23 protein-coding genes are annotated in these 23,651 nt (G+C 65.0%); 9 read left to right on the top strand and 14 right to left on the bottom strand.

What is annotated here, in order from left to right; genetic code table 11:
• Nucleotides 1-204: 204 nt before the first annotated feature.
• Entirely contained in the window at nucleotides 205-588 is a 384-nt protein-coding gene (locus tag ACVWY1_RS10775) for a PaaI family thioesterase (RefSeq protein WP_102683462.1), read from the bottom strand.
• On the bottom strand, nucleotides 588-2,912 hold the full coding sequence (locus ACVWY1_RS10770; protein ID WP_457378250.1) for a Tex family protein: 2,325 nt from the start codon (nucleotides 2,910-2,912) through the stop codon (nucleotides 588-590). Before ACVWY1_RS10770 ends, ACVWY1_RS10775 begins: the two co-directional genes overlap by 1 nt.
• 229 nt (nucleotides 2,913-3,141) lie before the next feature.
• Between ACVWY1_RS10770 and ompR the strand changes: the two genes are divergently transcribed.
• The gene (ompR, locus tag ACVWY1_RS10765; RefSeq protein WP_046857514.1) at nucleotides 3,142-3,882 is read left to right on the top strand and encodes an osmolarity response regulator transcription factor OmpR; all 741 of its coding nucleotides are present in this window, start codon (nucleotides 3,142-3,144) and stop codon (nucleotides 3,880-3,882) included.
• 94 nt (nucleotides 3,883-3,976) lie between these two features.
• Nucleotides 3,977-5,290, top strand: a complete 1,314-nt coding sequence (locus ACVWY1_RS10760) for an ATP-binding protein (RefSeq protein ID WP_102683459.1) — start codon at nucleotides 3,977-3,979, stop codon at nucleotides 5,288-5,290.
• A 30-nt stretch (nucleotides 5,291-5,320) separates the two neighbouring features.
• Here ACVWY1_RS10760 and rimK read toward each other — a convergent pair whose 3' ends face one another.
• Both rimK and rimB read right to left on the bottom strand, forming a co-directional pair.
• A complete protein-coding gene (rimK, locus tag ACVWY1_RS10755) occupies nucleotides 5,321-6,226 on the bottom strand; it encodes a 30S ribosomal protein S6--L-glutamate ligase (protein WP_046857513.1) in 906 nt (301 codons plus the stop codon).
• On the bottom strand, nucleotides 6,223-6,705 hold the full coding sequence (gene rimB / locus ACVWY1_RS10750) for a retropepsin-like aspartic endopeptidase RimB (protein ID WP_038707162.1): 483 nt from the start codon (nucleotides 6,703-6,705) through the stop codon (nucleotides 6,223-6,225). Before rimB ends, rimK begins: the two co-directional genes overlap by 4 nt.
• Before the next feature lie 109 nt (nucleotides 6,706-6,814).
• Here rimB and ACVWY1_RS10745 point away from each other — a divergent pair, with 109 nt between their 5' ends.
• Nucleotides 6,815-7,216, top strand: coding sequence for an RNA-binding S4 domain-containing protein (locus ACVWY1_RS10745; RefSeq protein ID WP_038707163.1), 402 nt, complete (start codon nucleotides 6,815-6,817; stop codon nucleotides 7,214-7,216).
• Between the two features lie 30 nt (nucleotides 7,217-7,246).
• On the opposite strand, the gene ACVWY1_RS10740 is transcribed toward ACVWY1_RS10745, so the two are convergent.
• Entirely contained in the window at nucleotides 7,247-8,047 is an 801-nt protein-coding gene (locus ACVWY1_RS10740; protein ID WP_457378249.1) for a phosphatase PAP2 family protein, read from the bottom strand.
• Between the two features lie 108 nt (nucleotides 8,048-8,155).
• Here ACVWY1_RS10740 and hslO point away from each other — a divergent pair, with 108 nt between their 5' ends.
• The 3 genes from hslO to ACVWY1_RS10725 all read left to right on the top strand — a co-directional run bounded on the left by hslO (nucleotide 8,156) and on the right by ACVWY1_RS10725 (nucleotide 11,363).
• Nucleotides 8,156-9,058, top strand: a complete 903-nt coding sequence (gene hslO, locus ACVWY1_RS10735; protein WP_110700172.1) for an Hsp33 family molecular chaperone HslO — start codon at nucleotides 8,156-8,158, stop codon at nucleotides 9,056-9,058.
• A 179-nt stretch (nucleotides 9,059-9,237) separates the two neighbouring features.
• Nucleotides 9,238-10,779 (top strand): phosphoenolpyruvate carboxykinase, encoded by a 1,542-nt coding sequence (locus ACVWY1_RS10730; protein WP_102683456.1) that lies wholly within the window; start codon nucleotides 9,238-9,240, stop codon nucleotides 10,777-10,779.
• A gap of 149 nt (nucleotides 10,780-10,928) precedes the next feature.
• Nucleotides 10,929-11,363: an acyl-CoA thioesterase gene (locus tag ACVWY1_RS10725; RefSeq protein ID WP_102683476.1), complete on the top strand. Its 435-nt coding sequence runs from the start codon at nucleotides 10,929-10,931 to the stop codon at nucleotides 11,361-11,363.
• Here ACVWY1_RS10725 and ACVWY1_RS10720 read toward each other — a convergent pair.
• From ACVWY1_RS10720 to fdhD, 5 genes are all read right to left on the bottom strand, one after another.
• The gene (locus ACVWY1_RS10720) at nucleotides 11,353-12,009 is read right to left on the bottom strand and encodes a response regulator (protein ID WP_102683455.1); all 657 of its coding nucleotides are present in this window, start codon (nucleotides 12,007-12,009) and stop codon (nucleotides 11,353-11,355) included. The two genes, ACVWY1_RS10725 and ACVWY1_RS10720, sit on opposite strands and share 11 nt — an antisense overlap.
• 118 nt (nucleotides 12,010-12,127) lie before the next feature.
• A complete protein-coding gene (locus ACVWY1_RS10715) occupies nucleotides 12,128-12,937 on the bottom strand; it encodes a CheR family methyltransferase (protein ID WP_457378248.1) in 810 nt (269 codons plus the stop codon).
• Nucleotides 12,938-13,146: 209 nt separating this feature from the next.
• On the bottom strand, nucleotides 13,147-13,629 hold the full coding sequence (locus tag ACVWY1_RS10710; protein WP_046857505.1) for a glycine zipper domain-containing protein: 483 nt from the start codon (nucleotides 13,627-13,629) through the stop codon (nucleotides 13,147-13,149).
• Nucleotides 13,630-13,852: 223 nt separating this feature from the next.
• Entirely contained in the window at nucleotides 13,853-16,198 is a 2,346-nt protein-coding gene (locus ACVWY1_RS10705; protein WP_457378247.1) for an FdhF/YdeP family oxidoreductase, read from the bottom strand.
• Between the two features lie 8 nt (nucleotides 16,199-16,206).
• Complete coding sequence (gene fdhD / locus ACVWY1_RS10700; protein ID WP_102683452.1) at nucleotides 16,207-17,034, bottom strand: formate dehydrogenase accessory sulfurtransferase FdhD; 828 nt, start codon at nucleotides 17,032-17,034, stop codon at nucleotides 16,207-16,209.
• A gap of 176 nt (nucleotides 17,035-17,210) precedes the next feature.
• Between fdhD and lysM the strand changes: the two genes are divergently transcribed.
• Nucleotides 17,211-17,651 carry a peptidoglycan-binding protein LysM gene (gene lysM, locus ACVWY1_RS10695; protein WP_457378246.1) on the top strand — a complete coding sequence of 147 codons (441 nt, stop codon included), beginning with the start codon at nucleotides 17,211-17,213 and terminating at the stop codon, nucleotides 17,649-17,651.
• A 108-nt stretch (nucleotides 17,652-17,759) separates the two neighbouring features.
• On the opposite strand, the gene yrfG is transcribed toward lysM, so the two are convergent.
• Nucleotides 17,760-18,422, bottom strand: coding sequence for a GMP/IMP nucleotidase (yrfG, locus tag ACVWY1_RS10690; RefSeq protein WP_102683449.1), 663 nt, complete (start codon nucleotides 18,420-18,422; stop codon nucleotides 17,760-17,762).
• Nucleotides 18,423-18,486: 64 nt separating this feature from the next.
• Here yrfG and nudE point away from each other — a divergent pair, with 64 nt between their 5' ends.
• Both nudE and cysQ read left to right on the top strand, forming a co-directional pair.
• Nucleotides 18,487-19,053, top strand: coding sequence for an ADP compounds hydrolase NudE (gene nudE / locus ACVWY1_RS10685; RefSeq protein WP_457378245.1), 567 nt, complete (start codon nucleotides 18,487-18,489; stop codon nucleotides 19,051-19,053).
• Nucleotides 19,050-19,883 carry a 3'(2'),5'-bisphosphate nucleotidase CysQ gene (gene cysQ, locus ACVWY1_RS10680; protein WP_277502480.1) on the top strand — a complete coding sequence of 278 codons (834 nt, stop codon included), beginning with the start codon at nucleotides 19,050-19,052 and terminating at the stop codon, nucleotides 19,881-19,883. The genes nudE and cysQ overlap by 4 nt, the downstream gene beginning before the upstream one ends.
• A gap of 72 nt (nucleotides 19,884-19,955) precedes the next feature.
• Here cysQ and ACVWY1_RS10675 read toward each other — a convergent pair whose 3' ends face one another.
• Genes ACVWY1_RS10675 through ACVWY1_RS10665 form a run of 3 tightly spaced genes read right to left on the bottom strand, consistent with a single transcriptional unit; the run spans nucleotide 19,956 to nucleotide 23,619 of the window.
• On the bottom strand, nucleotides 19,956-20,411 hold the full coding sequence (locus tag ACVWY1_RS10675) for a thioesterase domain-containing protein (RefSeq protein ID WP_102683447.1): 456 nt from the start codon (nucleotides 20,409-20,411) through the stop codon (nucleotides 19,956-19,958).
• On the bottom strand, nucleotides 20,408-21,808 hold the full coding sequence (locus tag ACVWY1_RS10670; protein WP_102683446.1) for a sigma-54-dependent transcriptional regulator: 1,401 nt from the start codon (nucleotides 21,806-21,808) through the stop codon (nucleotides 20,408-20,410). The genes ACVWY1_RS10675 and ACVWY1_RS10670 overlap by 4 nt, the downstream gene beginning before the upstream one ends.
• Entirely contained in the window at nucleotides 21,805-23,619 is a 1,815-nt protein-coding gene (locus tag ACVWY1_RS10665; protein ID WP_102683445.1) for a sensor histidine kinase, read from the bottom strand. Before ACVWY1_RS10665 ends, ACVWY1_RS10670 begins: the two co-directional genes overlap by 4 nt.
• Nucleotides 23,620-23,651: the final 32 nt, after the last annotated feature.

The raw sequence follows: 23,651 nt of genomic DNA, 5'->3' as shown, positions 1-23,651 counted from the left end.
GGTAGAGATGACGGTCTACAAGGGTAGTTGGGAAAGGAACTGGCGTTGTCGCCTGGTTTACGCGGTTCCGTCGCTGGCCTGTATGCGTCTGATCGCGGGGCAAGCCCGCTCCCACGAAGCGTAGAAACGTTCGTGGGAGCGGGCTTGCCCCGCGATCAGGTGTACAGCATTACGCCGAAAATACCGCAGATCGGGGCCTGTCAGCTAGAGAACCGCGAAGGTTCCCTGCGCCTTGGCCACCAGCTTGTCGTCCTGGAGCACGTCGGCGTCGACCACGAGGGTGCGCCGTCCCGCATGCAGCACCCGGGCGGTGCACACGACCTCGCCCTCGCTGACGGCGCGCATGTAGTTGATCTTGCATTCGATGGTCACGCTCTGCTGGTCGAAGCCATGGCTGGCCGAGCAGGCCAGGCCCATGGCGATGTCGACCAGGCTGAAGATCGCCCCGCCGTGCAGCTTCTGGCCACGGTTGCGCAGGTGCGGCTCAAGTGCCAGGGCCACCTCTGCAACACCCGTTTCCAGGCGTTGCAGGCGGCAGCCGAGGAGCTGGCTGAAGGCGCTTTCGACGTACTCCTTCGGTACTTCCATCACTTCTTCTTCAGTTGCTTGGCGTTGGCGAACAGCGCCGCCATGGCGTTGTTGGCCGGCGCGGCGGTGGCGGTCTCGCGCTGGCGAGGCGCCTGCTGCTGACGGTTGCCGCCATTGCCGCGGTTGCCGCCACGGTTGCCCTCGACCTTCTCGCCCGGGGTATCGCTCATGCGCATGGACAGGCCGACGCGCTTGCGCGGGATGTCCACTTCCATGACCTTGACCTTGACCACGTCGCCGGCCTTGACCGCTTCACGCGGATCCTTGACGAACTTCTCCGACAGCGCCGAGATGTGTACCAGGCCATCCTGGTGCACGCCGATGTCGACGAAAGCACCGAAGTTGGTGACGTTGGTCACCACGCCTTCGAGGATCATGCCGGGTTCCAGGTCCTTCAGGTCCTCGACGCCGTCCTGGAAGGTGGCGGTCTTGAACTCCGGGCGCGGGTCGCGACCTGGCTTGTCGAGTTCCTGGAGGATGTCGGTGACGGTCGGCAGGCCGAAGGACTCGTCGGTGAATTTCTTCGGGTCCAGGCGCTTGAGGAAGCCGCTGTCGCCGATCAGCGAGCGGATGTCACGGTCGGTGTCGGCGGCGATGCGCTGCACCAGTGGGTAGGCTTCCGGGTGCACCGCCGAGGCGTCCAGCGGGTTGTCGCCGTTCATCACGCGCAGGAAGCCGGCGGCCTGCTCGAAGGTTTTCTCGCCCAGGCGGCTGACCTTTTTCAGCGCGGCGCGGGTGGCGAACGGGCCGTTGGCGTCGCGGTGGGCCACGATATTCTGCGCCAGGGTGGCATTGAGGCCGGAAATGCGCGTCAGCAGCGCCACCGAGGCGGTGTTGACGTCCACGCCCACGGCGTTCACGCAGTCCTCGACCACGGCGTCCAGGCCACGGGCCAGTTTCACCTGCGACACGTCGTGCTGGTACTGGCCGACACCGATGGATTTCGGGTCGATCTTCACCAGTTCGGCCAGCGGGTCCTGCAGACGGCGGGCGATGGACACCGCGCCGCGGATCGACACGTCCAGATCCGGGAACTCGCGGGCGGCCAGTTCAGAGGCCGAGTACACCGAAGCGCCAGCCTCGGAAACCATGATCTTGGTGATCTTCAGTGCCGGGTACTTCTTCACCAGCTCCGCCACCAGCTTGTCGCTCTCGCGGCTGGCAGTGCCGTTGCCGATGGCGATCAGCTCCACCGAGTGTTTGGCGCACAGCGCGGCCATCACGGAAATGGTGCGGTCCCAGTCGTTCTTCGGCGCGTGCGGGTAGACCGTGGTGTAGTCCAGCAGCTTGCCGGTGGCATCGACCACGGCGATCTTGCAGCCGGTGCGCAGGCCCGGGTCGAAGCCCAGGGTGGCGCGCGGGCCGGCCGGGGCGGCCAGCAGCAGGTCGTGCAGGTTGTGGGCGAAGACGTTGATCGCCTCGCCTTCGGCGTTGTCGCGCAGCTCGCCGAACAGGTCGGTTTCCAGGTGGGTGTAGAGCTTGACCTTCCAGGTCCAGCGCACCACCTCGCCCAGCCACTTGTCGGCGGGGCGGTTGCGGTTTTCGATGCCGACATGGTTGCCGATCATCACCTCGCACGGGTGCAGGGTGCCCGGCAGTTCTTCGCCGACCTTCAGCGAGGCGCTTAGCACGCCTTCGTTGCGCCCGCGGAAGATCGCCAGGGCACGGTGCGACGGCGCGGTGCGCAGCAGTTCGTCGTGGGCGAAGTAGTCGCGGAACTTGGCGCCTTCCTCTTCCTTGCCAGCGACCACGCGGGCGGTCAGTACCGCTTCCTGCTTGAGGAAGCTGCGCAGCTTGTCGAGCAAGGCGGCATCTTCGGCGAAGCGCTCCATCAGGATGTACTTGGCGCCTTCCAGGGCAGCCTTGGCGTCAGCCACGCCCTTGTCCGCGTCGACGAAGCGCGCGGCTTCGGCTTCCGGGTTCAGTTGCGGGTCGTTGAACAGCCCGTCGGCCAGCTCCCCCAGGCCTGCTTCCAGGGCGATCTGGCCCTTGGTGCGGCGCTTCTGCTTGTACGGCAGGTAGAGGTCTTCGAGGCGGGTCTTGGTATCGGCCAGCTTGATCTCGCGGGCCAGCTCCGGAGTCAGCTTGCCCTGCTCCTCGATGCTGGCCAGGATGCTGGCGCGGCGCTCGTCGAGCTCGCGCAGGTAGCGCAGGCGCTCTTCCAGGTGGCGCAGTTGGGTGTCATCCAGGCTGCCGGTCACTTCCTTGCGGTAACGGGCGATGAAGGGCACGGTCGATCCTTCGTCCAACAGGCCCACGGCCGCTTCGACCTGCTGTGGGCGCACGCCCAGTTCCTCGGCGATACGGCTGTTGATGCTGTCCATGAAAACCACCTGACAAATAGTGAATGCAAGGCCGCGGGTGGGCGTTAAGCCCCGGCGACACTGGGTGAAAACCGCGCATTATACCCATCGGGCCGGGCTTGCGGTGATGGCGCGGCGCCAGTCGTCGATGGGGCGGCAGTGGCACGGCGGGAAAAATCTGCTAACAATGCACACGGCACGCGCGGCAATGGCTACGCCATAATGCGCGGCGATATCAGAGGAGTAATTCATGACCAGCACCGCAAACGCCGTAGAAGGCGACAAGATTCTCATCGTCGACGACGACCCGGGCCTGAGCAGCCTGCTGGACCGTTTCTTCACCAGCAAGGGCTTCCGTGTCCGCACCGTGCCCAACGTCGAACAGATGGATCGCCTGCTGGCCCGTGAAGTGTTCAACCTGGTGGTGCTCGACCTGATGCTGCCTGGCGAGGACGGCCTGTCCGCCTGCAAACGCCTGCGCGCCTCGAACAACCAGATCCCGATCATCATGCTCACCGCCAAGGGCGATGAGCTCAGCCGTATCAAGGGTCTGGAACTTGGCGCCGACGACTACCTGGCCAAGCCGTTCAACCCGGATGAACTGGTGGCCCGGGTCAAGGCCGTACTGCGCCGCCAGGCCCCGGCTGTGCCAGGCGCGCCGGGGAGCGAGGAAGAGACCGTCACCTTTGGCGACTACGAATTGTCGCTGGCCACCCGCGAGCTCAAGCGCGGTGAAGAAACGCACATGCTCACCACCGGCGAGTTCGCCGTGCTCAAGGCCCTGGTGATGCACGCTCGCGAGCCGCTGACCCGCGACAAACTGATGAACCTGGCCCGTGGCCGTGAGTGGGATGCCCTGGAGCGTTCCATCGATGTGCAGATCTCGCGCCTGCGCCGGATGATCGAGCCCGATCCTTCCAAGCCGCGTTACATCCAGACCGTATGGGGTGTGGGCTACGTCTTCGTGCCGGACGGAAACGCCGGCAAATGAGCCTGCCGGCTCGTCAGGGTGCAGCAGGGCGACCCATGCGGGTCGCCCTGTTTTCGTCTACGGCGACCGGCCTTTTCAGCACAGTAGTTGATCGATGAAAACGCCTCTCTGGTTCCCGCAAAGCTTCTTCGCCCGCACCCTCTGGCTGGTGCTGATCGTCGTGCTGTTCTCCAAGGCGCTGACGCTCGTGTACCTGCTGATGAACGAGGACGTGCTGGTCGACCGCCAGTACAGCCACGGCGTGGCCCTGACGCTGCGTGCCTATTGGGCAGCGGATGAAGAGAACCGCGACCAGATTGCCGAGGCTGCCGGCCTGATCCGCGTGACCGGCGCCGGCGTGCCGGAGGGCGAGCAGCACTGGCCCTACAGCGAGATCTACCAGCGCCAGATGCAGGCCGAGCTGGGCGAGGACACCGAAGTGCGGTTGCGTATCCACGCGCCGCCCGCACTGTGGGTGAACGCCCCGAGCCTGGGCCCGGGCTGGCTCAAGGTGCCGCTGTATCCGCATCCGCTGCGCGGGCAGAAGATCTGGAACGTGCTTGGCTGGTTCCTGGCCATCGGCTTGCTGTCCACGGCTTCGGCCTGGATCTTCGTGCGCCAGCTCAACCAGCCGCTCAAGCGCCTGGTGTTCGCCGCCCGCCAGCTGGGCCAGGGGCGCAGCGTGCGCTTGCCGATTAGTGATACACCCAGCGAAATGACCGAAGTGTATCGGGCGTTCAACCAGATGGCCGAAGATGTCGAGCAGGCTGGGCGCGAACGCGAGCTGATGCTGGCGGGCGTTTCCCACGACTTGCGCACGCCGCTGACCCGGCTGCGGCTGTCGCTGTCGCTGATGGGCAACGAAAGCGACCTCAGTGAGGACATGGTCCGCGATATCGAGGATATGGACGCGATCCTCGACCAGTTCCTGGCCTTCATTCGCGACGGGCGCGACGAACCGGTGGAGGAGGTCGACCTGAACGACCTGATCTACGAAGTGGTGGCCCCCTACAACCAGCACAAGGAGCAGGTGCGCCTGTGCCTGGAGCCGATTCCACCGTTCCCGCTGCGCCGTGTGTCGCTCAAGCGCATGCTGGGCAACCTGATCGGCAACGCCCTGCATCACGCCGGCAAGGGGGTCGAGGTAGCGGCCTATGTGTCGGGTGACCAGAGCGCGCCTTATGTGGTGCTCAGCGTGCTGGATCGGGGGACGGGCATCGACGAGTCGGAGCTGGAGACCATCTTCAACCCGTTCATCCGTGGCGACCGGGCGCGGGGTGGCAAGGGTACCGGGCTGGGGCTGGCCATCGTCAAGCGTATCGCCGCGCAGCATGGCGGCAATGTCGAGTTGCGCAACCGCTCCGGTGGCGGGATCGAGGCGCGGGTGCGGTTACCGTTGGGGTTGTTGCTGCCGCGTAACGCCGTGTGATTGCCGGGGCCGCAAAGCGGCCCCGGAATATCAACCCTTGCCCTTGGTCCGCGTCTGATTCGGCCCGCTGTTCTTTTCCAGGTGCTCGATGATCATCCCGGCCACGTCCTTGCCGGTAGTCACCTCGATCCCCTCCAGGCCCGGCGACGAGTTCACTTCCATCACCAGCGGCCCATGATTCGAACGCAGGATATCCACACCCGCCACGCTCAGCCCCATCACCTTGGCTGCGCGAATCGCGGTCATGCGTTCTTCAGGGGTGATCTTGATCAGGCTGGCCACGCCCCCGCGATGCAGGTTGGAGCGGAACTCGCCCGGCTTGGCCTGGCGCTTCATCGAGGCGATCACCTTGTCGCCGACCACGAAGCAGCGGATATCGGCGCCGCCGGCCTCCTTGATGTACTCCTGGACCATGATGTTCTGCTTCAGGCCCATGAACGCCTCGATCACCGACTCGGCGGCCTTGGTGGTCTCGCACAGCACCACGCCGATGCCCTGTGTGCCTTCGAGCACCTTGATTACCAGCGGCGCGCCGTTGACCATCTGGATCAGGTCGGGGATGTCGTCCGGCGAGTGGGCGAAGCCGGTGACCGGCAGGCCAATACCGCGCCGCGACAGCAATTGCAGCGAACGCAGCTTGTCCCGCGAGCGGGCGATGGCCACCGATTCGTTGAGCGGGTAGACGCCCATCATCTCGAATTGGCGCAGCACCGCGCAGCCATAGAAGGTGACCGATGCGCCGATGCGCGGAATGACCGCGTCGAAGCCTTCCAGGGGTTTGCCGCGGTAGTGGATCTGCGGCTTGTGGCTGGCAATGTTCATATAGGCCCGGAGCGTGTCGATCACCACCACTTCGTGGCCCCGCTGGGTACCGGCCTCGACCAGGCGGCGGGTGGAATACAGACGCGGATTGCGCGACAGCACAGCGATCTTCATGCAGCACCTGTGACAGGGGAAAGGGTGGCCGCGAAGGCCGGTTTGTCCTGAACGTACTTGAGGCCGGGGTTGACCACCAGTTGGCCGTGGATGAGCGCCTTCGAGCCGAGCAGCAGCCGATAGCGCATGCTCTTGCGGCAGGCCAGGGTGAATTCGACCTCCCAGACCCGGTCACCGAGCGCCAGGGGCGTGCGGATCACGTAGCGGGTCTGGGCATGGCCGTTGGAGCTCTTGATCGTCTTCATGGTGACCATGGGCGCTTCGCAGCGCCGGTGGCGCAGTTGCACCACCGAGCCCAGGTGGGCGGTGAATCTTACCCATTGCTGGCCATCGCGCTCGAACGGCTCGACCTCCGTGGCATGCAGGCTGGAGGTGCTGGCCCCGGTGTCGATCTTGGCGCGCAGGCCGGCGACGCCGAGGCCGGGCAGGGCGACCCATTCACGCAGGCCGATCACAGTCAGGTGGTCAAATGTCTTCACTAAGCGTGCCCTGCGGATAAGGAGGTGAACTGTAATGACGGCACGGACTTTTTGCATCTGTCAGTCACGGTAGTACAGTTCCGTGAAAGACAGAATTCGAGGAAAAACCATGGCACAAAAGCCTGAAGACGACGACAAGGTACGCCTGGACAAGTGGCTATGGGCAGCGCGCTTCTACAAGACCCGCGCATTGGCCAAGGCGGCCATTGAAAGTGGCAAGGTGCACTGCCGGGGCGAGCGCTGCAAACCCGGCAAGGAGCCACGGGTGGGCGATGAGTTCGTGCTGCGCACCGGTTTCGACGAGCGCACCGTGGTGGTCAGGGCGTTGTCGGTGGTGCGCCGTGGCGCGCCCGAAGCACAGACGCTGTACGAGGAAACCGCCGAGAGTGTCAAGCGCCGCGAGCAGGCCGCTGAAATGCGCAAGGCAGGGGCAATGGGCGTGACGACCGACGGGCGGCCGACCAAGAAGCAGCGCCGGCAGATTCACCAGTTGCACGGCAGTTTCGAGTGACGAGGGCCGCGTAGCGGCCCCCGTGAACGATCAGGCGGCGCGAATCACGCTCATCCGCCCGATCAACGGCAACTTGCCCAGCAGGTCGAACAGCGGTGTCGTCCAGCGCAGCAACGCTGCGCTGCCTTTGGCCGCCAGCGGCGTGTAGCAGCTCCAGCCCAACGCCAGCACCGCCATCAACAAACCACCGATGTAGTCATCCTGGCCCCAGTGGGCGCCGGCCACCAGGCGCGGCAGCATGAACAGCAGGGCCAGCCCCCACACGAGCAGGTACTGCAACGGGCGACGACTGAACAGGCTCATGAACAGTGCCCAGACCAGCAGCACCGAGGCGTGATCGCCGGGGAAACTCTTGCTCGAGCGGTCCTTGAGCTCCCAGGCCGCCTCCAGGTTCGGGTAGTAGTCACTGAGGTGCACCACATCGTCGAACATCATCGACGGGCTCTTGTGTTGCCACCCCGCTGCATCGACCCACTTGGAAAACAGCGCGCGAATCACCACTAAGAGGAGTAGCGTGATCAGAAAACCGAAAAAGGCCTGGCGGACCTGGACTGCCTTGAACACCCAGTCACCACGGATAAGCACTGCCAGAAGGATCAGGCCGACGACGATGTCGAACGGGCGCAGGCTGCCGACGGTCCAGATGTAGCGCCAGGGGGTGTTGTCGGCCAGCGGCGCATTCAGGCTGTGGAACAGCCACTCGTCGAATGTCAGGCAAAGGATCTGGCCAACGGGCCACAACCAGAAACACAGTAGTGCGATGGGCAGCAGGGTGCAGGCTGCCAAAGGGCCCCAGGACCACCTTGCTTGGAACAGTGGTCGATTGTCCATAAAATACCTCGATATCCAGCAGGAAATGAGCGCCTTGTGAGCGCTCTGCGACAGACCTTTCAGTCTCCTGTAATTATTTTGTAACCATTTTCAGAAAGCCAGACAACCATGAGCGACTTGCCAGATACCGATTTCACCCAACGCTTCCTGTTCGACGACCGCGATGTGCGCGGCGAGATGGTCGTGCTCGAAAGCAGCTACGCCGAGGTGCTGGCCAAGCACGACTACCCGCAGCCGGTAAAGCATCTGCTCGGTGAACTGATGGCCGCCGCCGCGCTGCTGGTCGGCACCCTGAAGTTCGACGGGTTGCTGGTGCTCCAGGCGCAGTCCCAGGGCCCGGTTCCGCTGCTAGCCATCGAGTACACCAGCGAGCACGACATCCGTGGCCTGGCGCGCTACGAGGCCGAGCAGATCAAGGCGGATGCCAGCCTTGCCGATCTGATGCCGGGTGGTCACCTGGTGCTGACCATCATTCCGGTCAACGGCCAGCGTTACCAGGGCACCGTCGAGCTGGACGGCAAGGACCTGTCGGAGTGTTTCACCAACTACTTCGTCATGTCGCAGCAGGTGAACACCTGCATCTCCCTGGCCGCAGATGGCGCCCGCGCCCGTGGCCTGCTGGTGCAGCAGCTGCCGGCCGAGATCCACAAGGACAGCGAGGAGCGCGAGGAAAGCTGGGCCCACGTCAAGGCCCTGGCCAACACCGTGAAGATCGAGGAACTGCTCGGCCTGGACAACGAAACCGTGCTGCATCGCCTGTACCACGAGGACGCGGTTCGCCTGTTCGATATCCAGCCGCTACGCTTCCGCTGCAGCTGCTCGCGCGAGCGCTCCGGCAACGCCCTGGTCAGCCTCGGCGAGCAGGATGCCAATGCGCTGGTGGCCGAATGTGGCGGCCAGGTCGAGATCGATTGCCAGTTCTGCAACGAGCGTTATGTGTTCGACGCGAGCGATGTTGCGCAATTGTTTGCTGGCGGTGGCACCGAGGCGCCATCAGAAACTCAGCACTGAAACGGTTCACTACAGGAAATACTCCTGTCGAATTGCGCAAAAGCTCAGTTCTGACAGGAGGGGCCTACTTTTTTTGGGCTTTTCTGGCATAATCCGGCCACTTTTTTCGCTGTAGTAGTTTTTTCGAGACAACTACAAAACGTTTGGAGCACTCGGCCTCGGGCCGGATGGGGTATCTCATGACGCAAGCCAACAACACCGTGTACACCGACCTGAGCGTCGATGAGCTGGTAAAAGAAGCGCTGTCCCGCGGTGAAGGCGTGCTGGCCGATACCGGCGCGCTGGTGGTGGAAACCGGTCATCGCACCGGCCGTTCGCCGGCTGACCGTTTCATCGTCGAAGAACCTTCCACCCAGGACCAGATTGGCTGGGGCCCGATCAACCGCAAGTTCCCGGCCGACAAGTTCGATGCCCTGTGGGACCGCGTCGAGGCGTTCAACAACGCCCAGGATCACTTCGTTTCCTACGTTCACGTAGGCGCTGCCGCCGATCACTACCTGCCGGTCAAGATGACCACCCAGACTGCCTGGCAGAACCTGTTCGGCCGTTGCCTGTTCATCAACCCGGCCCAGTACAACCCGGCTGGCCGCGATGAGTGGCAGGTTCTCAACGTCGCCAACTTCGAGTGCGTGCCAGAGCGTGACGGCACCAACTCCGACGGCTGCGTGATCATCAACTTCGCCCAGAAGAAAGTGCTGATCGCCGGCATGCGTTACGCTGGTGAAATGAAGAAAGCCATGTTCTCTGTGCAGAACTTCCTGCTGCCGGCCGCCGACGTGCTGCCGATGCACTGCGCCGCCAACATCGGCGAAGCGGGTGACGTCACCCTGTTCTTCGGCCTGTCCGGCACCGGCAAGACCACCCTGTCGGCCGATGAAAGCCGCTACCTGATCGGTGACGACGAGCACGGATGGGGCGAAGGCGTGGTCTTCAACATCGAAGGCGGTTGCTATGCCAAGTGCATCGACCTGTCCGAGAAGAACGAGCCGGTCATCTGGAAAGCCATCAAGCACGGCGCCGTGCTGGAAAACGTCGTCATCGACGATGCCAAGCACGCCGACTACGCCGACGTGAGCCTGACCCAGAACAGCCGTGCAGCCTACCCGCTGACCCACGTAGCCAAGGTCTCCGAGAAGAACCTGGGCGGCGAGCCGAATGCGGTCATCTTCCTGACCTGCGACCTGACCGGCGTGCTGCCGCCAGTGTCGATCCTGAACAACGAGCAGGCGGCCTACCACTTCCTGTCCGGTTACACCGCGCTGGTCGGTTCCACCGAAATGGGTTCGGGCAGCGGCATCAAGTCGACCTTCTCCACCTGCTTCGGCGCACCGTTCTTCCCGCGCCCGGCCGGCGTATACGCCGAGCTGCTGATCAAGCGCATCAAAGCGTTCGGCTCCAAGGTCTACCTGGTCAACACTGGCTGGACCGGTGGTGGCTACGGCGTTGGCAAGCGTTTCAGCATCCCCACCACCCGTGGCGTGATCGCTGCCATCCAGAGCGGCGCGCTGGTCGGTGCAGAGACCGAGCACCTGGACATCATCAACCTGGACGTGCCGAAGGTCGTTCCGGGCGTCGAGACCGAGCTGCTCAACCCGCGCAACACCTGGGCTGACAAGGCTGCCTACGACGAAGCTGCCAAGGGCCTGGCCACACTGTTCACCGAGAACTTCAAGAAGTTCGACGTTTCCGACGCCATCAAGGCCGCTGGTCCGCAGCTGTAAGCTGCTGCCGGTTCGGATAAGGAAGCCGCCCCTCGGGGCGGCTTTTTCGTTATTCGATGTAGGAACGGGTTTGGTCTGCGATGGGGGCGATACAGTACTGGCAGAATCTGTTTCACTTGCAGGGTACCCACCAGAATGCAGATGGCCCCATGACCGAGTCTCCGCAACGCTCCGCCTTCTCCCATTTCCATCCCATCCTCACCCGTCCCCAGGACAACGACCACAACGGTCACCTCGCCGGTTCCACCGTGCATGCCTTCTTCGAAACCGCGATCCAGGCTTTCCTGGTCGAACAGGCCGAGCTGGACCTGCGCGACGGTGACCTGGCCGCTTTCGTCGTGAGTTCTGCGGCAGACTTCTTCGCCTTGCCTGGCTTTCCCGACGTGCTTGAGGTGGGCCTGGGGGTGACCCGTCTGGCGGGCAGCACCGTTGAGTTCAGCCTGGCGCTGTTCCGCCCGGGCGAGACCGAAGCCTGCGCGGCGGGTGGGGTGGTGCAGGTGTTCATCGAGCGTGCGTCGGGCCGCCCGGCGGCACTGCCGGAAACGCTGCAGCTGATCCTCGCCGGGCTGTCACTCAATCGTTGAGGCGAATAATCCCTTCGCGCACGGCGAACAGCACCAGGCCGGGCACGTCGTGGATCTGCAGGCGGTGCATGATCTGCGAGCGGTGCGCCTCTACGGTCTTGATGCTCAACCCCAGGCCGTCGGCGATGGAGCGAGTGGTCTCGCCCCGGGCGATCAGGCGCAGGATCTCCAGCTGGCGGGTGGTCAGGGGCGGCGGCTGGACCTGGTTGGCAACGCGCTTGCGGCTGTGCTTGAGGGCCTGGCCGATGACCATCGGCAGCACCGCCGAAGACAGGTACTGGCCACCGCCGCGCAGGGTCTGCAGGGCCTGCTCCAGCTCGGTCACCGTGGCGTTCTTGAGCAGGAAACCATGGGCGCCGAGCTGCAGGCAGCTCATTACATGCTCAAGCTCCGAGCGTGGCGAGAACATCAGCACCCGGCTGGCGGGAGCGCGGATGAACAGTTCCTGCAGGGCCTGTTGGCCGTCCAGTTCGCCGCTCATGTCGAGCACCACGATGTCCGGCTTGAGCTTTTCGGCCAGGCTCACGGCATTCATGGCATCACCGGTGTCGCCCACCACGACGAAATCTTTCTTCTGCTCCAGCAAGGCACGCAGGCCGGCGCGGAAGAGGGGCGAATGATCGGCAAGCAGGATTCGGCAAGGCATGGATTAGGGCCTGTTTCGCAAGGGAAGGGGGGCGGCAGGCCTGCTCGATCCGAAAGCGCACTGCCGCGCAACTGCGCGATCAGTCCTTGTCTGCCGATTGGCGCGGCAGTGCCTATTATCATAGGCGTTCGAACACCGACGGCAGTAGCGGGCGCAGTGGCAGGCCCAGCGCGTGGACGCTTTCGCTGTGGCCGATGATCAGCAGGCCACCGGGGCGCAGGTGCGCTAGCAACTGCTGGAGCATCTCGCTCTTGTAGCGTGGCGCCAGGCTCGACAGCAGGTTGCGCAACAAGATGACGTCGAAGCTGCCGAGGTGGGCAGGCAGGGGCCGGATCAGGTTGATGGCCTCGAAGCGTACCTGCTCGCGCAGGGCGGGTGCGATGCGCAGGCGCCCGGCCATCTCGCCGACACCGCACAGGCAGTGCCGGGTCAGCCAGCCCTCGGGGAAGTAGCGGGCCTGGGCGATGTCGTAGATGCCGGCGCCTGCGGTTTCCAGCAGTTGCGGGTCGAAGTCGCTGGCCAGCACCTGCCAGCCTGGGTGACGGGCTTTTTCTGCGGCGACCATGGCCAGGCTCCAGGCCTCCTCGCCGGTGGCACAGGCTGCGCTCCACAGGCGAGCGGGGTGGTCGAGCTCGGCCAGCCAGCGGGCCAGGCATTCGAAATGGCGATGTTCGCGAAAGAAGTAGCTGTCGCGGGCGACCAGCAGGCGCAGCAGGTGCTCGTGCTCGTTTGTGCCCTGTGGGCTTTCGAGCAAGCTGAGGTAATGCTCGAAGCTAGCCAGGCCCAGCGCTTTCAGGCGCTTGTGCAGACGTGCCGCGACCACGGCCCGGCGATCATCGGCCAGTTGCACGCCGGTAGCCTGCATCACGCGCTGGCGTATCGAAGCAAAGCCGGCTTCGCTGAGCAGTGGCGGGCGGCGGCTGGGCATCCTTCAGCCTCTCCTGGCTCGGGGCAGACAGATGAGATCGGTGAAGGTCGCGCGCATTCCCTGCGTCCTGTACGTGGTCGAAACAGCGATGATAACTAGTGGCTAGTGGCCTCCATATCGGGGTGGCCCTTAATCCCCTGGCTTGTCTGCAAACGAAAAGGCCCTGCCGGTGAGGGCAGGGCCTTAGGCGTCAGGCTTAAGCCTGGCGATCAGTCATGGCGCCAGTGGCGTTTGTGCTTGCGGTGGCCGTAGTGATGGCCGCGGTCGTAATGGCGGCGGTCATCGTAGTCACGACGGTAGCGGCGCGATTCATGGCGCTCGTCTTCGTCGGCCTTGTTGCCCATGTAGTTACCCAGTGCGCCCCCGGCGCCACCGCCGGCCGCCGCACCGATGTAGCTACCGGTGGTACCGCCCACCGAGCGACCAACCACGTTGCCGCCGGCCGCGCCCAGTGCGCCACCGATGGCCGCTTCGCCGCGCTGGCGCTTGTCGGCACCCAGGGCACCGCCGGCCGCGCCACCCAGGCCGGCACCAATGGCGCCGCCGGTGCTGCCACCGATCGAGTTGCCCACCACGGAGCCCAGTACCCCACCCAACGCGCCGCCAATGCCGGCCTCGGTGGTGCCGCCTGCCATGGCAACGCCGCTGAGCAGACCGAAAGACAACAACAGAATCGAGGAGTACTTCTTCATCAAGAGAGCCTCAGAGGGATGACGATGCGGAATTTGAGGCTCGGCGAAGCGGCTGGCAATCGGAATCCGACGAGTAGCACGAGTTGTACACAATTCTCTAAGTTATTGAATTGTGTATGAAACTTTCTCGATTTTTGCTTGTCTGAGGTACTTATGACAAAGCCCTGAACCGTTGCGGAACAGGGCTTTTTTGTGGGCGGCGTTCAGCTTTGCCGGGCGCGAATCAGATGATGCGCCCGTCGTCCCGCGCGCGCTCCAGCTTGATGGCGATGAACTTCGACGTCGGCGTGTGGCTGCCGTCACCGATGCTCTCCAGCGGCACCAGCGGGTTCACCTCAGGGTAGTACGCCGCCGCCTGGCCGGCGGGGATGTCGAACGCCAGGAGGGTGAAGCCCTGCACCCGGCGTACGTGCTCATCGCCCCACAGTGACACGATGTCGACCTTCTGCCCCGGCTGGAAGCCGAGACGGACGATGTCGGCTTCGTTGGCGAACAGTACGTCGCGCTGGCCGCGCACGCCGCGGTAGCGGTCGTCCATGCCATAGATGGTGGTGTTGTACTGATCGTGCGAGCGCATCGACTGCATGATCAGGTCCGGGAGCTGGCCGCTGGCGCGCACGCGTTCGTCGAGCAGGCTGTCCGGTAGGAGGTTGGCCTTGAAGTTGGCGCGGCCGCTGGCGGTCTTCCACTGGCGGCTGCCGGCGCTGTTGCCGAGATAGAAGCCGCCGGGTAGTCGCAGACGCTCGTTGAAGTCGGTGAAGCCCGGGATGGTGTCGGCGATCAGGTCGCGGATACGGTCGTAGTCGGCCACCAGCCAGTGCCAGTCCACCGGCTGCTTGCCCAGGGTGGCGGCGGCGATGCCGGCAACCACGGCTGGCTCCGAGCGCATCTGTCGAGACAGCGGCTTGAGCTGGCCGTTGGAGGCGTGGACCATGCTGAATGAGTCCTCCACCGTCACCGCCTGTGGGCCTTCGCCCTGCAGGTCGATATCGGTGCGGCCCAGGCAAGGCAGGATCAACGCCTGCTTGCCATGAATCAGGTGGCTACGGTTGAGCTTGGTGCTGATGTGCACGGTCAGCTCGCAGTTGCGCAGCGCCTGGGCGGTGCGCTCGGTGTCCGGCGTGGCCTGGGCGAAGTTGCCGCCCAAGCCGATGAACACCTTGGCCCGGCCTTCCAGCATGGCGTGGATGGCCTCGACGGTGTTGTGACCGTTGTGGCGTGGCACCGGGAAGCCGAAGCGTTTTTCGATGGCATCGAGCAGGAACACCGGTGGGCGTTCGTTGATGCCCATGGTGCGGTCGCCCTGCACGTTGCTGTGGCCGCGCACCGGGCACAGGCCGGCGCCCGGTACCCCGAGGTTGCCGCGCAGCAGCATCAGGTTGACGATTTCCTGGATGGTCGGCACCGAATGGCGGTGCTGGGTGATGCCCATGGCCCAGCACATGATCACGCGTTTGCCTTTGCAGTACATGCGTGCCGACAGCTCGATATCGGCCAGAGTCAGCCCGGACTGGGCCTGGATCTGTTCCCATGGGGTGGCGTCGACCACCGCCAGGTATTCGTCCACGCCATGGCCGTGTTCGGCGATGAAGGCATGATCGAAGATGGCCGGCGCGCCGCTGGCCTGGGCCTTACGCTCCCATTGCAGCAGGAACTTGGCCATGCCGCGCAACAGCGCCATGTCGCCGCCCAGCGCCGGGCGGAAGAATGCCGTGTTGGTCGGACGGTCGCTGTTTGTCAGCATCTCCAACGGGTTCTGCGGGTGCTGGAAACGCTCCAGGCCACGCTCCTTGAGCGGGTTGACGCACACCACCTGGGCGCCGCGTTTCACCGCGTCACGCAGCGGGTCGAGCATGCGGGGGTGGTTGGTGCCGGGATTCTGGCCCCAGACGAAGATCGTGTCGGCGTGCTCGAAATCGTCGTAGGTGACCGTGCCCTTGCCCACGCCGACGCTCTGGCCCAGGGCCACGCCGCTGGCCTCGTGGCACATGTTCGAGCAGTCGGGGAAATTGTTGGTGCCGTAGGCGCGCACGAACAGCTGATAGAGATAGGCCGCCTCGTTGCTGGCCCGGCCAGAGGTATAGAACTCGGCCTGGTCGGGGCTTGCCAGGTTGTTCAGGTGCCGGGCGATCAGGGCGAAGGCGGCGTCCCAGTCGATCGGCCGGTAACGGTCGGTGATCGGGTCATAGACCATTGGCTCGGTCAGTCGGCCCTGATACTCGAGCCAGTAGTCGCTCTGCCCCAGCAGCGCGCTCACGCTGTAGCGGGCGAAGAACGCGGCGTCCACCCGGCGCTTGGTGGCTTCCCAGTTGACCGCCTTGGCGCCGTTCTCGCAGAACTTGACCATGCCGCTTTCGGGCGAGTCGCCCCAGGCGCAGCCGGGGCAGTCGAAGCCGCCGTTCTGGTTGGTCTTGAGCAGGGCGCGGATGTTCTTCAGGGCGTTGTCGCTGCCCACCCAGGCCTTGGCCACGCTGCGCAGCGCACCCCAGCCGCCGGCGGGGCCGGGATAAGGCTTGTAGCGAGGGGTGGAGGCGGGGGTGTTGTCTGGCAGTTTTTCGTAGGAGGTCACGGCTGTTGCTACTCCGCCGCTGGGCTGAACACCCGCGGTGCGCTGTGTTTGGGCAGATGAATGAGGTTGAGGTTGTGCTTGCGCGCCCATTGCAGGGCCAGGCCGGTGGGCGCGGAAAGGCTCACCAAGGTCTGGATGCCGGCGCGCAGGACCTTCTGGATCAGTTCCAGGCTGCAGCGGCTGGTGACGATGGCCAGCCCCCCTTGGGTGTCGATGCGCTGGCGCAGCAGGGCGCCGATCAGCTTGTCCAGGGCGTTGTGCCGGCCAATGTCCTCGCGGCCCAGCAGCAGCTGGCCGTCGCGGTCCATGAACAGCGCCGCGTGAACAGCTCCGCAATGCTGGCCGAGGGGCTGGAAGGCATCGATGCGCTGGCGCAGGTCTTTCAGCCAGTGCGCGGGCGGCAACGGCGCCCCGGGCAGCACCTTCAGTTCGGGCAATGCCTGCTCCAGGGCCTCGACGCCGCATAGGCCGCAGCCGCTGGTGCCGGCCAGCTGACGGCGCTGATTCTTCAGGTTCCAGAAAGCGCGGCTGGAGATCTCCAGGTCGGCATACAGCGCCGAACCGCTGCCGGAGAGCTTCACATCGTAGATTTCCTCGGTACCGGCGACGATGCCGCTGCCCACGCTGAAGCCGACGGCGAAGTCTTCCAGGTCGGTCGGGCTGACCAGCATCACCGCCTGGTTCAGGCCGTTGTAGACGATCGCCAGCGCCACTTCCTCGGCCAGCGGGGTATTGTCGCGGGCGGCATCGGAAAGCTGGACATAGTCGTAGGTGTTGCTGGCGGCGGGTAGGGCAAAGGGCGTGGACGCCGCGCAGACCGGTGGCTTGCTGTTCATCGGGGCGAATACCGGCTGGCAGTTTGACCCCACAAGCCTAGGCCCCTGTACCGGTGGCGTCTAATCGCTAGCGTCTATGTCGTGATAGAGCGCGTCGATTGGTCGCAGCGGGGCGGGATGGCCGATCCTGGCCTAGACTCCTGCTTCCATGGATTCACTCATCAAAGGAGCGCCACATGAGCCTGTTCAGTTTCGTGAAGGAAGCCGGCGAGAAGTTGATCGACCTGCTGACCCCCGGCAATGCCAATGCCGAGGAACAGTTGAAGAAACACGTCCAGGACGTTGGTTTGGGCAACCCGAACATCTCGGCCACTGTAGAGGGTGACAAGGTCATCCTCAAGGGCGAGGTAAGCAGCCAGGAAGAGAAAGAGAAGATCATCCTGGCGGCCGGCAATATCGCTGGCGTGGCCTCGGTGGATGACCAGATCACCGTCACCGGGCCGGTGGCCCAGGCGGCCCGGTTCATCGAGGTCGAGAAGGGTGACACCTTGAGTGCCATCTCCAAGCGGGTCTACGGCGATGCCAACAAGTACAACAAGATCTTCGAGGCGAACAAGCCGATGCTGAAGGACCCCAACAAGATCTATCCGGGGCAAGTACTGCGTATTCCTGACTGAGGGGGCGCTTGTAGGAGCGGCTTTAGCCGCGATGCGGGCATCGCGGTGCCTGGCACCCGCGTCGCGGGTGATCGCGGCTGAAGCCGCTCCTACGGGGCGAATGCGCAGTTACAAGCCTGCCAGCAACGCCCGGTAATCCTCTACTGCCGCGAACTCCTGGGTATCGCGTGGCTCGGCCCGACTATCCGGCTGGCGCACAGCCAGCAGGTGCCCCACGCCAAATTGCCGGGCACTGCGCAGAATCGCCAGGGTGTCATCGATGAACAGGCTGCGCGCCGGCTCGAAGCCGATGTCTGCCTGCAACGCATCCCAGAACTGCGGGCTCTCCTTCGGATAGCCATAGTCGTGTGAGCTGATCAGCCGTTCGAAATAAGGCGCCAGCTCCACCCGCTCCAGCTTCAACGACAGCGAGTCACGGTGCGCGTTGGTGATCATCACCACCCGCTTGCCGGCCTTGCGAATGGCGGCGAGGAAGGTATCGGCATCCGGCTTCAAGGCGATCAGGTCGGCGATCTCCAGCTTGAGCTCGCGGATCGGCAGGCGCAGTTCACGGCTCCAGAAATCCAGGCAGTACCAGTTGAGCGTGCCAGCGTGCTGTTCGAACAGCGGGCGCAGCTCGAGCTCGGCCATGGCCCGGCTCACACCATGCAGCTCGGCGTAGCGCTGGGGCAAGTGCTGCAGCCAGAAGCGGTTGTCGTAATGCAGGTCGAGCAGGGTGCCGTCCATATCCAGCAGGACGGTATCGATGGCGGACCAGGGAAGAACGGGCATGGGAAATTCTCGATCAGTCGGCAAGCCACGGTATAGTAACCCGTTCACGCCAAGGAGCCGCCCCATGCGCCAGAAACCCACCGTCCTCAGCCGCGAAATCGTCGCCAGCAGCCGCCTGTTCCGCGTCGAAGCCGTGCAGTTGCGCTTCGCCAACGGTACCGAGCGCACCTATGAGCGACTGGTCGGCCGTGGCAATGGCTATGGCGCGGTGATGATCGTGGCCATGCTCGATGCCGAGCATGCGGTGCTGGTCGAGGAGTACTGCGGCGGTACCGACGAGTACGAGCTGTCGTTGCCCAAGGGCCTGATCGAGCCGGGCGAGGACGTGCTCGCCGCCGCCGACCGGGAGCTCAAGGAAGAGGCCGGTTTCGGCGCGCGTCAGCTGGAACACCTGACAGAGCTGTCGCTGTCGCCCGGTTACATGAGCCAGAAGATCCAGGTGGTCCTGGCCACCGATCTGTACGAAGAGCGTCTGGAGGGCGACGAACCCGAGCCGATGCGCGTCGACAAGGTCAACCTGCGCGAGCTCTCGGCCCTGGCCATGCACCCGCAGTTCAGCGAAGGCCGGGCGCTGGCGGCGCTGTACCTGGCCCGTGACCTGCTGATCCAGCGTGGGGTGCTGAGCGTATGAATGATCGGCGACTGATGCAGGACGTAGCCAAGCTCGCCTTGTTGGCCGGCGAGGCGACCTTGCCGTTCTGGCGCGCTGACGTGGCGGTAAGCAACAAGGCCGACGATTCACCGGTGACCGCTGCCGACCTGGCGGCCCATCGGGTTATCGCCGATGGCTTGCAGGCGTTGGCGCCGCAGATTCCGGTGCTCTCCGAAGAGGACTGCGACATCCCGCTGGCAACCCGCGCAGGCTGGCAGCGCTGGTGGCTGGTCGATCCTTTGGATGGCACCAAGGAGTTCATCGCCGGTAGCGAGGAGTTCACCGTCAACATCGCGCTGATCGAAAACGGCGAGGTGGTGTTCGGTGTGGTGGCGATGCCAACCAATGGCCGCTGTTACTTCGGTGGGCGCGAGTTCGGTGCCTGGAGGGCCGAGCGTAACGAAAAGGCTCAACCGATCCAGGTGCGTAATGCCCCACCGGCACAGGAGCGGTTTACCGTTGTCGCCAGCCGTCGGCATTCGAGTCCGGAGCAGGAAGCGCTGCTGGCGGGGCTTGGGAGTGCGGTGGGGGAGCTGGAACTGGCCAACATCGGCAGCTCGCTGAAGTTCTGCCTGCTGGCCGAAGGCAGTGCCGACTGTTATCCGCGGCTGGCGCCGACCTCGCAGTGGGATACTGCGGCTGCCCAGGGCGTGCTGGAGGGAGCCGGGGGCGAAGTGATCGGGCTGGACGGGTTGCCGTTCCGCTACCCACCGCGTGAGTCGCTGCTCAATCCGTTCTTCCTGGCGTTGCCCCGCGCGGCTGAATGGCGTCAGGCGCTCGTCGAACTGGCGAGTGCGATCAAGGCTTGAGCTCGTCGGGGCCGCTACGCGCCCCATCGCCGCGGTTCGTCGCGACGAAAGGGGGCGAAGCACCCCCAGCTTTCAGCGATGCAGCACGTACTGCCCGCTGAACGTCACCGCAGGCTCGTCACTACCCTCGTTGCTCACCACCGTCTCCAGCGTCAGTCGTGCCCGTCCACGACGTTGATACATCGTCAGAAACCGCTCCCAGGTCTTCTCGTCCGGCGCCGGGCAACGTGCCACGGCGGCCCCGGTGACTGGCAGCGGGTAGCTGATCTGCCCTTCCTGGATGACGATATGCCCGTCATCGATCCCCAGCTCGCGCAGACGCAGGTGCAGCCAGCCCCAGCCCACCAGCACCGCGCCGCAATACAGGCTGCCGCCGAACATGGTGCTCTTGTGGTTGACGTTGGGTGCCAACGGCAGCTTCAGGCGCAAGGTGTGTGCCTGCCAATCGATGACCTCCATGCCCATTTCGCGGGTCAGCGGGATGTCGCCGTGCAGTACGGACTGCAGGTACTGGCTGTCGTTGCTCATTGACGGTTGTCCTCCTGGTCGTCGTGCCCGCCAAAGCTCAGGCTGTGCTTGCGCAGCTTGTCGTGCAGGGTCTTGCGTGGGATGCCGAGGGCCTCGGCGAGGCTGCGCATGGAGCTGTGCGGCTGCATCAGCTCGGCGGCGATCAGCGAGCGCTCGAACTGCTCGACCTGCTCGCTGAGGTTACCGGCCGGCACCGGGACATGGATATCGTTGGCCGCCGCAGGCGCCTGGCCATCAAGGGCCAGCTCCAGGCCAAGGGCGAAGCGTTCGGCGGCATTCTGTAGCTCGCGTACATTGCCCGGCCAGTCGTGGCGCAGCAGCAGGGCACGCTGCGCCGGTTGCAGGTTGTGGGGCGGCAGGCCATGGCGTTCGCTGGCGGCGTCGGCGAAGTGCTGGAACAGCACCAGGATGTCGTCGCCGCGCTCACGCAGCGCGGGGATACGCAGCGGTGCGACGTTCAGGCGGTAGTACAGGTCTGCACGGAAACGCCCTTGGTCGGCGGCTTGGCGCAGGTCTTCCTTGGTGGCGGCGATGATACGGATATCCAGCGGGATCAGCTGGTTGCCGCCCAGGCGCTCGACCACCCGCTCCTGCAGCAGGCGCAGCAGCTTGACCTGAACATCCAGGCTCATGCTTTCGATTTCGTCGAGGAACAGCGTGCCGCCATTGGCGAATTCGAACTTGCCGATGCGGCGCTTCTGCGCACCGGTGAAAGCGCCCGGCTCATGGCCGAACAGTTCGCTCTCGACCACCGACTCGGCCAGGGCGCCGGCATTGATCGCCACGAACGGGCCGTCGCGTCGGCTCGACAGGTCGTGCAGGGCACGCGCCACCACCTCCTTGCCGGCGCCGGTCTCGCCAAGGATCAGCACGTCGGCGCGAGTGCCGGCCAGGGCGCCGATCTGCTCGCGCAGGCGCTGCATGCCGGGGGATTGCCCGACCAGGCGCGTGGCCAACTGCTGGCGATCGCTCAGGGCCAGGCGCAGGCTACGATTGTCCAGCACCAGGCGGCGCAGGGCCAGGGCGCGGCGCACGCTGTCGAGCAGGGCGTCGCTGGCGAAGGGTTTCTCCAGGAAGTCATATGCCCCGGCGCGCATGGCCTGCACTGCCAGTGGCACATCGCCGTGGCCGGTAATCAGCAGCACCGGCAGTTCGCTGTCACGGGCGTGCAGTTGCTCCAGCAGTTGCAGGCCATCGATGCCGGGCATGCGGATATCGCTGACCACCACGCCCGGCCAGTCCTCCTCCAGGCGTTCGGCCAAGCCCTGGGCGTCGGCCAAGGCCACCACCTTGAGCCCGGCCAGGTCCAGGGTCTGGCTCAGGGCTTGGCGCAGGTGCGGGTCATCATCGACCAGGATCACCTGGGCACGGCTGTCGATCGGTGTCTCGGTGCTCATGCCGAGGTATCCTCCGAAGATTGCAGGTTGGCGCCGGGCTTGGCCACGCGCAGTTTCAGGGTCAGCAGTGCGCCGCCTTCCGGGTGGTTGCCCAGCAGTAGCTCGCCGCCCAGCGCGTGCATCAGGCTTTCGCAGATGGCCAGCCCCAAGCCGAGGCCCTGGGTGCGGGTCTTGGTGGTGAAGAACGGCTCCTTGGCGTGCTCCAGCGCCTGGCGGCTGAAGCCTGGGCCATTGTCGCGGATGTACAGGTAGACGCAGCCGTCCTGGCGCTCGGCACTCAGCCACAGCCTGCGCGGGTTGGCTTTTTCGGTCAGGGCATCGAGGGCGTTGGCCAGCAGGTTGCCCAGCACTTGGCGCAGGCGGGTCTCGCCGGCCTGTACCCACAGCGTGGCCTCGGGCAGGTCGCGCACCAGTTCCACGGCCATGGCCCGGCGACGCTTGGCCAGCAGCGCCAGGGCATCATCCAGGGCCGGTTGCAGGGCAACGCTCTCCGGGGCGTGCTGGTCGCGGCGGGCGAAGGCGCGCAGGTGGGCGATGATCGAGGCCATGCGCCCGGTCAGTTCGCCAATCAGCTTGAGATTGCCGCGCACGTCCTCGGTGCGCTGATGGTCGAGGAGAATCTCGGCGTTCTCGGCATAGGAGCGAATCGCCGCCAGCGGCTGATTGAGTTCATGGCTGATGCTTGCCGACATGGTGCCCAGTACCGACAGTTTGCCGGCCTGGACCAGTTCATCCTGGGCGCGCACCAGCTCCTGCTGGGCGCTCTCGCGCTCCAGTACCGCGCTCTTGAGCCGGGTGTTGAGGCCTTCGAGGTCGGCGGTGCGCTCGATCACGCGCTTTTCCAGCTCTTGCCGGGCAAGGGCCTCGAAGTCGATGCGGTCGATGTAGTGGCGTCGGCGCTGCATGACCAGGCCAGCCAGGAGCATGGTCACCAGCAGCGCGCCACCGCCGATGGCCATGACCGTTTGCACCGAGCGGTCGACCAGCAGGCGCGGGGCGAGGATGTTCACTTGCCAGCCGGTTTCCTTGATGTCGCGGGTCTGGACCAGCCAGGCGTCGCGGTTGAGGCTCAACGGCTGCGGGGCCTGGGTCGGGTAGGGCTGGATGGCGACGATGGCCTGGCGCTCGGCCGCGGTCAATTCGCGGGTGGCGCGGAAACGCCAGTCCGGGCGAGAGGTGAGCACCACCACGCCGTTCTGGTCGGTCAGCAGCAGTTGTTCCGGCGTGCGGCCCCACAGGGTTTCGGTGTGGTCGAGGTCGACCTTGACCACCAGCACGCCGATTACCTTGTCGCGGTCGTGCACGGCGGCGGCGAAGAAGTAGCCGCGCTTGGCCGAAGTGGTGCCCTGGCCGAAGAACCGTCCCAGCCGCCCCTCCATCGCCTCGATGAAGTACGGGCGGAACGAGAAGTTGCGGCCGACGAAGCTGTCCTGCTTGTCCCAGTTGGACGCGGCCAGGGTGTTGCCGCTGACATCCATCAGGTACATCACCTCGGCACCGGTCTGCTGGGTGATGCCCTTGAGCAACCGGTTGGCGTTGGTTACCGCCTCGAGGCGCAGCGGGTCGGCCAGCACGCCGCGCAGCGCCGGCAGGTCGCCGAGGATCTGCGGCAGGGTTTCGTAGCGGTGCAGGGTGCCCAGCAGGTTGGCGACGTAGAGGTCTAGGGTCTGGCGGTTCTGTGAAGCCAGCTCATCCTGGTAGTAGCGCTCGGCCAGGTGGTGCAGCGGCCACAGCAGCGGGGCCAGGCACAGCGCCAGCAGGGCCAGGCTGCGCCAGCGGGGTCGGCGGGGAGGCGTGGGTCTTGGGATCATCGCGGTTTATTGCGCCAGAAAGTTCTGGCGCA

It is taken from the genome of Pseudomonas sp. TE6288 (assembly GCF_054062095.1).
This window is presented reverse-complemented; position numbering and strand designations above follow the sequence as displayed.

Excerpts from the sequence above, each read along its gene's own strand:
- nudE (WP_457378245.1), top strand. The coding sequence starts at position 18,487 with ATGCGCCAGAAACCCACCGTCCTCAGCCGCGAAATCGTCGCCAGCAGC.
- ACVWY1_RS10770 (WP_457378250.1), bottom strand. The coding sequence starts at position 2,912 with ATGGACAGCATCAACAGCCGTATCGCCGAGGAACTGGGCGTGCGCCCA.
- ACVWY1_RS10715 (WP_457378248.1), bottom strand. The coding sequence starts at position 12,937 with ATGCCCAGCCGCCGCCCGCCACTGCTCAGCGAAGCCGGCTTTGCTTCG.
- fdhD (WP_102683452.1), bottom strand. The coding sequence starts at position 17,034 with ATGAACAGCAAGCCACCGGTCTGCGCGGCGTCCACGCCCTTTGCCCTA.
- lysM (WP_457378246.1), top strand. The coding sequence starts at position 17,211 with ATGAGCCTGTTCAGTTTCGTGAAGGAAGCCGGCGAGAAGTTGATCGAC.
- ACVWY1_RS10745 (WP_038707163.1), top strand. The coding sequence starts at position 6,815 with ATGGCACAAAAGCCTGAAGACGACGACAAGGTACGCCTGGACAAGTGG.
- ACVWY1_RS10665 (WP_102683445.1), bottom strand. The coding sequence starts at position 23,619 with ATGATCCCAAGACCCACGCCTCCCCGCCGACCCCGCTGGCGCAGCCTG.
- ACVWY1_RS10725 (WP_102683476.1), top strand. The coding sequence starts at position 10,929 with ATGACCGAGTCTCCGCAACGCTCCGCCTTCTCCCATTTCCATCCCATC.
- ACVWY1_RS10760 (WP_102683459.1), top strand. The coding sequence starts at position 3,977 with ATGAAAACGCCTCTCTGGTTCCCGCAAAGCTTCTTCGCCCGCACCCTC.
- yrfG (WP_102683449.1), bottom strand. The coding sequence starts at position 18,422 with ATGCCCGTTCTTCCCTGGTCCGCCATCGATACCGTCCTGCTGGATATG.
- rimK (WP_046857513.1), bottom strand. The coding sequence starts at position 6,226 with ATGAAGATCGCTGTGCTGTCGCGCAATCCGCGTCTGTATTCCACCCGC.
- hslO (WP_110700172.1), top strand. The coding sequence starts at position 8,156 with ATGAGCGACTTGCCAGATACCGATTTCACCCAACGCTTCCTGTTCGAC.
- ACVWY1_RS10775 (WP_102683462.1), bottom strand. The coding sequence starts at position 588 with ATGGAAGTACCGAAGGAGTACGTCGAAAGCGCCTTCAGCCAGCTCCTC.
- cysQ (WP_277502480.1), top strand. The coding sequence starts at position 19,050 with ATGAATGATCGGCGACTGATGCAGGACGTAGCCAAGCTCGCCTTGTTG.
- ACVWY1_RS10720 (WP_102683455.1), bottom strand. The coding sequence starts at position 12,009 with ATGCCTTGCCGAATCCTGCTTGCCGATCATTCGCCCCTCTTCCGCGCC.
- ompR (WP_046857514.1), top strand. The coding sequence starts at position 3,142 with ATGACCAGCACCGCAAACGCCGTAGAAGGCGACAAGATTCTCATCGTC.
- ACVWY1_RS10710 (WP_046857505.1), bottom strand. The coding sequence starts at position 13,629 with ATGAAGAAGTACTCCTCGATTCTGTTGTTGTCTTTCGGTCTGCTCAGC.
- ACVWY1_RS10675 (WP_102683447.1), bottom strand. The coding sequence starts at position 20,411 with ATGAGCAACGACAGCCAGTACCTGCAGTCCGTACTGCACGGCGACATC.
- ACVWY1_RS10730 (WP_102683456.1), top strand. The coding sequence starts at position 9,238 with ATGACGCAAGCCAACAACACCGTGTACACCGACCTGAGCGTCGATGAG.
- ACVWY1_RS10740 (WP_457378249.1), bottom strand. The coding sequence starts at position 8,047 with ATGGACAATCGACCACTGTTCCAAGCAAGGTGGTCCTGGGGCCCTTTG.
- ACVWY1_RS10670 (WP_102683446.1), bottom strand. The coding sequence starts at position 21,808 with ATGAGCACCGAGACACCGATCGACAGCCGTGCCCAGGTGATCCTGGTC.